The sequence below is a fragment of the Rhizobium sp. 10PS4 genome (genome assembly GCF_032464805.1).
Lineage (GTDB): Bacteria > Pseudomonadota > Alphaproteobacteria > Rhizobiales > Rhizobiaceae > Rhizobium > Rhizobium laguerreae.
This window is the reverse complement of sequence record NZ_JAWDIW010000027.1, coordinates 21,976-27,975: the sequence shown is the minus strand read 5'-3', so window position 1 is coordinate 27,975 and position 6,000 is coordinate 21,976. Positions and strand designations below refer to the sequence as shown.

Genomic DNA, 6,000 nt, shown 5'->3' with positions numbered 1-6,000 from the left:
ACCCGCCCCGTGCGGGCTTTGTCGTATCTGGTAACGGGTCGAGGGGTTAACGCCCCCCGCAAGAAGGCGTAGCCGACCCAGCGGGACAGAAAACTACAAAGCCCCGGACCGTATAACGGCCGGGGCTTTGCTGTTTTTGCCAAATGGTGTGGCCACGCGAGATTTGACGTTGGGAACCGCTGCAGCAAACTCAGCCGCGTTCCGGCAACGCTCGTGTACGCCATGCCCGGTCGGTTCATGGCGTCTTTCCTGGTCGGGGTACTGCGGCAAGCGAAAGTCCTATGGGCCTATGATCAGCTTTCGGGGCACGAGTAGATGGTTGATAAAACAATAATATTCTAATATACGTGGAGCCGGCATTTTAATATTTCCATAACAGCACGCAACGTCCCTCCAAATGGCGGGCGCTGGTTATTCTATTCAGCAAGGCTATGCGATTTCATGAAGTAGATCAGAGATTTATGGGGGGGGGTGAATAGATGCGAAAATTGGCGTCTTCTTTACTGACGGCTCCGCATGCAAGGTGTCGTCTTCCGTTTACAGTCTCGGTATTGCCAGCGCTCTTTGTCGTGGTGCTCTTTGCCGGTGTCGCGTCCGCGCAGGCGCCGACTGAAGAGCAGCGCAATGCGATCAGGGCGGAATGCCGCTCCGATTTCATAGCGCAATGTTCAGGAGTGACGCCGGGAGGTATCGAGGCGCTCACTTGTCTGCAGCAGCATAGCGCCACGCTTTCGGCCGGTTGCCGGAAGGCGGTGTCGGCGATTTCCAAACCTAAGTCGACATCCACGGAACCGGCTCCGGCTGCGCCAGCAACCACCGGGGCGACCAGTCCGGCACCGGCGACGGGCGCACCGGCGCATCAGCCGACGCAGGCGCAGCGCAACGCCGTCAAATCGGCCTGCCAACGCGATTTCATGGCGCAATGCTCCGGCGTCACACCGGGCGGCACCGAGGCGCTCAGCTGCCTGCAGCAGCACAACGCCACTCTGTCGGCGCCGTGTCAGCAAGCCGTTGCGGCCTTGGGAGGATCAGCGGGGGGAGTATCAGCCGGGTCAACCCCAGCCAGCGGCGGTGCCGCGGCGACGGTTGCGACCACACCTGCTCCTCGGGCGATGATGCCGGCCTTCTCGCCACGCGAGGAACTGATGATCCTGCGCGAAACCTGCGGATCGGATTTTCAGGCCCTATGCCGCATGGTGCCGTTGGGCGGAGGGCGGGCTATGGCTTGTCTGCGGGACAATTTGCAACGCGTGTCGCCTGCATGCCACCGGGTCCTGACCTCGGGATTATAGCGTCTGTTCGAAACTTGCGCTGTGAAGAGACCTCAACAGAAACCTGCCTCCGCGCGAAACCGCAGGCGATTGCGCAACATGCTGTTGCAACAGCCTTACTGAACCTTCGGCATCTTCGCCTCCGCGAGGCCTGCGGTCTTTGTGCGTCCCTTCCAATATTCCTCGAGGCGCTGCAACACGACGTAGAAGGAGGGTACGAAGAGCACGGCGAGGCAGGTCGAGGCGATCATGCCGCTGAAGACCGATATGCCGATCGATTTGCGTGCGGATGCGCCGGCGCCGGTCGCCAGTACGAGCGGCAGGACGCCGAGGATAAAGGCGAAGGACGTCATCAGAATTGGCCGGAAACGCAAGCGGGCGGCCCCGACGGCCGCATCCAGTATTTCCATGCCTTCCGCCCGCCTTTCCCTAGCATATTCGACGATGAGGATGGCATTCTTCGATGCAAGCGCGATCAGCAGGATAAGGCCGATCTGCGTATAGAGATTGTTGGCAACGCCGGCTGCCATCAGTGCTGCCACCGTGCCGAGGAGAGCGAGCGGCACGGCGAGAAGGACTGCCAGCGGCAAGATCCAGCTTTCATATTGGCCCGCGAGCACGAAATAGACGAGGAGCATGGCAAGCGCGAAGATGAAATAGATCTGCCCGCCCACGGCCTTCTCCTGATAGGACAGCGCTGTCCATTCGAAGCCTGTGCCCGGCGGCAGTGTCTGATCGGCAATCTGCTCCATGACCTCGAGCGACTGGCCGGAACTGAAGCCGGCGGCAGGCCCGCCAACGATCGTTGCGGACGGGTAGAGATTGTAGAGGCTGATCAGGGAGGGGCCTTGTGTCGTGGTGACATCGACGACCGTGCCGAGCGGCACCATCGTGCCGTCACCGGCTTTGACCTTCAGATTGCGGATGTCTTCAGCGCTGACCCGGAAATCGGAAGCGGCTTGCGCATAGACCTGGAAGGTACGGCCGAATTTGTTGAACTGGGTGACATAGCTCGATCCGACATAGCCGGAGAGAGCGGAGAAGACCTGGCCCACCGTAATTCCCAGTGTCTCCGCTTTTATCCGATCAACGGAAACCGCGAGTTGCGGCACGTTCGAGCGAAAAGGCGTGCTCAGCCTTTGCAGCGACGATTGGGCACTGCCGTTCTTGACGATTGTGTCGGCAAGCGATTGCAGCAGCGGGTAGTCGGAAATGCCGTTCCTGATCTCGACCTGCATGGTAAAGCCGCTGGCATTGCCGACGCCCTGGATCGGAGGCGGTACCACCACCAGCGTCTTGGCGGCGAGCACGCTTTGCAGCGCGCCGTTCAAATGCTGGTAGATCGACAGCAGATCCTGCCCCTTTTCCTTGCCGCGCTCGTCCCAGTCCTTCAGCACGACATAGGCGACGCCGGCATTCTGCAGGCTGGCATTGTTGTCGAGAACGGAGACGCCGCTGATGGTCAGCACCTGATCGACACCAGGTGTGGCTTCGGCGATCTTGCCGACCTCCTGCATCACTGCGTCGGTGCGCTCCTTCGATGCGCCGTCGGGCAGCTGCGCACTGATCAGCACATAGCCTTGATCCTCGATGGGCAGAAACGCAGTCGGCAGACGGGCGAGCCCCCAGACGGCGACACCGATCAGCGCAAGTGCTGCTATGACCATGATGCCGCTGTGGCGGGTCATCGATCCGATCAGCCCGGCATAGCTGCGTTCACCCCTGTCATAGACCCTGTTGAAGCCGCGATAGAAGATGTTGCGTTTCTCGGGCGGGACCGGCGGGCGTAGCCAAAGGGCGCATTGCGTCGGTTTCAGCGTGACGGCATTGATGGCGCTGATCAGCGCCGTGGCGGCAATGACGAGGGCGAACTGCCGATAGAGCTGCCCGGTCAAGCCGGGTAGGAAGGCGGCCGGAATGAAAACTGCCATCAGCACAAGCGTGATGCCGATGACCGGGCCGAGCAGTTCCTCCATCGCCTTTTCGGCCGCCTTTCGGCCGGACATGCCCGCCTCGATGTGTCGGGCGACACCTTCGACGATGACAATGGCATCATCGACGACGATGCCGATGGCGAGAACGATGGCAAACAGCGTCGACAGGTTGACGGTGAAGCCCAGTGCCGCCATGGCAGCGAAGGCGCCGATGATGGTGACCGGAACTGTGGTCGCCGGCACGAGCATCGCCCGCCAATCCTGCAGGAAAACGAGAATGACGATGAGAACGAGAACGCCCGCCTCGATCAAGGTGACGTAAACTTCGTCGATGGAAGCGTCGACGAATTTCGTCGTGTCGAACGGCACGTGATATTCGAGGCCCGGCGGGAAGCTCTTCGAGAGCTCCTGCATTTTCGTATTCACCGCCTGCGCCACTGCAATGGCATTCGCCTCCGGCAGCTGAAAAATGCCGATACCGGCTGCCGGCCGGCCGTTCTGCATGAAGGACTGACTGTAGGTCTGGGCGCCGAGTTCGACGCGGCCGATATCGCGAATGCGCGTAATGCGGCCGCCCTGTCCGCTTTCGACCTTGACGACGATGTTTTCGTAGTCGGCCGCCTCGTTCAATCGGCCATTGACGTTCAGCGTGTATTGGAAGACCTGCCCCTTCGGCACCGGCGGAATGCCGATCTGGCCGGCGGCAACCTCCTGGCTCTGCTGCTGCACGACGCTGACCACATCCTGCGGCGTCAGGCCGCGTGCCTGCAGTAGGTTCGGATCCATCCAGATGCGCATGGCATATTGGCCGGCACCGAAAACGGTGACGTTGCCGACACCCGGCAGGCGAGCGAGTTCATTCTGCAGATTGATGACGGCGTAGTTCGACAGGAAAAGGCTGTCATAGCGGCTATCGGGCGAGGTCAGGCTGACGAAGCCGAGGATCGCCGTCGACTTCTTTTGCGTCGTCACACCCTGAAGCTGCACCGCTTCGGGAAGCGATGACATCGCAATGGCAACGCGATTTTGCACCAGAACCTGGGCCTGGTCCGGATCCGTTCCGATGGCAAAGGTGACGGTCAGCGAATAAGTGCCGTCGCTGGCGCTCGTCGACTGCATGTAGAGCATGTCCTGCACGCCGTTGACCTGCTGCTCGATCGGCAGCGCGACGGTATCGACGAGGTTCTGTGCGCTGGCGCCCGGGAAGCGCGTCGTCACCTGCACCGTCGGCGGAACGACATTCGGATATTGCGCCACGGGCAGCTGGAACAGGGCGACCGCACCGATGAGCACGAAAACCAACGCCAGAACATTGGCGAGTATCGGTCGCTCGATGAAGAAACGCGAGATCATGCTGGTGCCCTCAGACGTTCAGATGAAGCATGGCGACGAATTCATTGCGTGGTGGTCTTGGCCTTGGCATCGCCGGCGGCAGCTGCCGGCGGATTCATGTCCATCTTGTCGGGCGTGACCTTGCTGCCGGGGATGGCCTGCTGGATACCCTGCGTCACGATCCAGTCGGCCGGATCGAGGCCGGAATCGATGACACGGAGCGCACCTTCGCGCTGGCCGGTCTTGACTTGCTTCTGCTCGACGACGTCGTCCTTGCCGAGAACGAGCAGGTAGCTGCCCAGCTGGTTCGTTCCGATGGCGTCGTCGCGCACCAGCAGAGCCTTGTCGTTGTGGCCGACCGGCACCCGGACGCGCACGAAGAGGCCGGGCAACATGGCATGGTCCTTGTTGTCGAACAGGGCGCGCACCTGAAGCGTGCCTGTGGAGGCATCGAGCTGCGGCGAGACGTAATCGAGATGTCCCTTATGCGGGTAGCCTTCCTCGGTCTGCAGGCCGAGCTCCGCCGGAATGCTTGGAAGGTCCGTCTGCTTGAAGGTGCGCCCCTGCCTTGCCAGGGTTTCCTTGATCATCAGCACCTGGGTTTCGCTGACGTTGAAATAGGCATAAAGCGGATCTGTCTGAACGATGCTGGCGAGTTTGGTGGGACCGGATACGCCGACAAGAGCGCCGATATCGACGAGGTGATCGGTGACTGTGCCGTCGAAGGGGGCAAACACCTCCGTATATCCGAGGTTGATCGTCGCGAGATCGAGATTGGCCTGGGCATTGAGGATGGACGCATTCGCCTCGTCGAGCGTCGCCTTGGCGCTGTCGACCGCGGTCTGCGTTGTGACCTGTTGCTTCGATAGATTGAGCTGCCGGTCGTATTCCTGCTGCGCGCCGACCTGAGACGCATGTTGCGAGGCGAGGGATGCCTTCGCCTGATCCAGTTGCGCCTGATAGGTGTTGCGCTCAATTCCGAAGAGCTTGGTGCCCTTCATCACCGTCATGCCGTCCTGGTAGTCGATCGATTGGACGTAGCCTTGGACGCGCGCCTCGATATCAACTGAGTTGAGCGGCGCCGTATTGCCGGTGAGTTCAAAATAGAGCGTCACCGGTTGCTGGATCGGCTGGGCGACCCGAACCGGAGGTGGAGGAGGGGCGACGTAAGTATTGCCGCTTTCCTCACAGCCAGCGAGAATTGCCATGCCGGCGAGCACCACAGACAGGTGCAGACCCTGATACAATCTCACACGCATTGCCGCCGCCCCGATGTTTACGAGCTCTTTCAAAGGCATACAGCGTCATTTGCGCGTCTGAAAAAGACGCGCGGCGCTGTAGTCTTCATGCATGCCTCGGTGGAGACGACCCCTCTCCGAAAAGTTCCGGGCATGCGATATTATGTCGCGGCATTGCTAAAAATTGCAATAGCTGTTGGTGCGCAATTCAACTGCGAGTTCGTC

The 6,000-nt window shown here is 60.7% G+C and carries 3 protein-coding genes; 1 reads left to right on the top strand and 2 read right to left on the bottom strand.

Annotation, left to right across the window (positions count from 1 at the left end; genetic code table 11):
• Positions 1 to 479 precede the first annotated feature (479 nt).
• Positions 480 to 1,292, top strand: coding sequence for a hypothetical protein (locus tag RWJ89_RS33005; RefSeq protein ID WP_221947993.1), 813 nt, complete (start codon positions 480 to 482; stop codon positions 1,290 to 1,292).
• 95 nt (positions 1,293 to 1,387) lie between these two features.
• Here RWJ89_RS33005 and RWJ89_RS33000 read toward each other — a convergent pair whose 3' ends face one another.
• Both RWJ89_RS33000 and RWJ89_RS32995 read right to left on the bottom strand, forming a co-directional pair.
• Complete coding sequence (locus tag RWJ89_RS33000; RefSeq protein ID WP_316032030.1) at positions 1,388 to 4,558, bottom strand: efflux RND transporter permease subunit; 3,171 nt, start codon at positions 4,556 to 4,558, stop codon at positions 1,388 to 1,390.
• A gap of 41 nt (positions 4,559 to 4,599) precedes the next feature.
• Positions 4,600 to 5,796 carry an efflux RND transporter periplasmic adaptor subunit gene (locus RWJ89_RS32995; RefSeq protein WP_131666898.1) on the bottom strand — a complete coding sequence of 399 codons (1,197 nt, stop codon included), beginning with the start codon at positions 5,794 to 5,796 and terminating at the stop codon, positions 4,600 to 4,602.
• Positions 5,797 to 6,000: the final 204 nt, after the last annotated feature.

Bases quoted from the DNA above. Each gene is read 5' to 3' on its own strand.
- RWJ89_RS32995 (WP_131666898.1), bottom strand. From the start codon at position 5,796: ATGCGTGTGAGATTGTATCAGGGTCTGCACCTGTCTGTGGTGCTCGCC.
- RWJ89_RS33005 (WP_221947993.1), top strand. From the start codon at position 480: ATGCGAAAATTGGCGTCTTCTTTACTGACGGCTCCGCATGCAAGGTGT.
- RWJ89_RS33000 (WP_316032030.1), bottom strand. From the start codon at position 4,558: ATGATCTCGCGTTTCTTCATCGAGCGACCGATACTCGCCAATGTTCTG.